Origin of the sequence: Micromonospora sp. NPDC052213, from assembly GCF_040679695.1 — a bacterium.
Taxonomy (GTDB): Bacteria; Actinomycetota; Actinomycetes; order Mycobacteriales; family Micromonosporaceae; genus Micromonospora.
This window is the reverse complement of record NZ_JBFAVI010000349.1, coordinates 1-1,425: the sequence shown is the minus strand read 5'-3', so window position 1 is coordinate 1,425 and position 1,425 is coordinate 1. Positions and strand designations below refer to the sequence as shown.

The 1,425-nt window shown below is 71.4% G+C and carries 2 protein-coding genes; both read right to left on the bottom strand.

Translation table 11 applies throughout. The features are described from left to right. Positions 1-54: 54 nt before the first annotated feature. Entirely contained in the window at positions 55-1,161 is a 1,107-nt protein-coding gene (locus tag AB0L34_RS33825) for a magnesium and cobalt transport protein CorA (RefSeq protein ID WP_187692282.1), read from the bottom strand. A gap of 58 nt (positions 1,162-1,219) precedes the next feature. Continuing rightward, a partial coding sequence (locus AB0L34_RS33820) for a winged helix-turn-helix domain-containing protein (protein ID WP_363709741.1) occupies positions 1,220-1,425 on the bottom strand: 206 nt, incomplete at its 5' end.

The window sequence follows — 1,425 nt, the reverse complement described above, 5'->3', positions numbered from 1 at the left end:
CTTTAGTGGATCACCGACGGCGCGCGGTCACGGCCGAGGCCCGGCCGGCCCGGCTCACAGCCAGCCGCGGCGCTTGAACAGCAGATAGAGCGCGCCGCAGACGGCGAGCATCAGGGCGAGCGCGAACAGATAGCCGTACCGCCAGCCCAGCTCCGGCATGTGCCCGAAGTTCATCCCGTACACGGTGCCGATCAGGGTCGGCGCGAACAGGATGGCGGCCCAGGCGGAGACCCGCTTGATCTCCTCGTTCTGCTCGAAGCTGGCGGCGGTCAGGCTGCGCATCTCCTCGTTCTGCGCCTGCGAGACCAGCGTGGCGTTGACGGTGAGGATGTTCTGGAGCAGGTGCCGGAACCCGTCCACCCGCTCCACCACCTGGGTGAGGTGGTCGGCCACATCGCGCAGCCGACGGCGCAGCTCCTCGTCCGTGCCGTACTTGTCGAACCCGTGTGCCAGCTCGTCCACCACCTTCAGCAGCGGGCGGGCGGCCCGCTGGAACTGGATCACCTCGCGGCTCAGCTCGTAGATGCGGCGGCTGGCGTTCGGGTCGCCGCCGAACACCTCGGTCTCGACCTCGTCGATGTCGTTCTCCAGCCCGGCCACCACGGGCGCGTAGCCGTCCACCACCCGGTCGAGCACGGCGTAGAGCACCGCTTCCGGGCCGAGCGCGAGCACCTCGGGTTCGGCCTCCAGCCGCCGTCGTACGCCGGCCAGGTCGGGCGTGCCGCCGTGCCGCACGGTGATCACGAATCCGGGCCCGAGGAACAGGTGCAGCTCGGCGAACTCGACCGCGTCCCGCTCGTCCAGGTAGCGGGCGGCGCGCAGCACCACGAACAGGGTGTCGCCGTAGCGTTCCAGCTTGGGGCGCTGATGGGCGTTGATCGCGTCCTCGACGGCCAGGTCGGGGAGCTGGAACTCGGCGGCGAGCGAGGCGATCTGCTCGCGGCCCGGCCGGAGCAGCCCGATCCAGGCCATCGCGTCGTCGAGCTGCTGCAGGCAGCGGTACGTGTCGGCGAGGCTGACCGGCGACGCCCGCCGTACCCCGCCGACGTAGACGCCGCTGTCGACCAGCCCGTCGGGGCGCTCCGGCTCCGCCGCGCCGGCGTCGATGGCGTGTTCGTCCAGTTGCCGGCCGAACCCCTCCGAGGACCGGTTGCCCGCCATGCCCCTCCCCCGCAGCCCGACCGGCTCGCCGAGTCCCCCGCCGAGGCGGTCGCAAACGTCAGGGGCGGTAGCGGTAGCCCATCCCCGGCTCGGTGATCAGGTGCCGGGGCCGGGCCGGGTCGTCCTCCAGCTTGCGCCGCAACTGGGCCATGTACTGCCGCAGGTAGTTCGTCTCCTGGTGGTACTCCGGCCCCCACACGTCGTGCAGCAACTGGCGCTGGCTGACCAGCTTGCCCGGGTTGCGCAGCAGCTTCTCCAGCATCG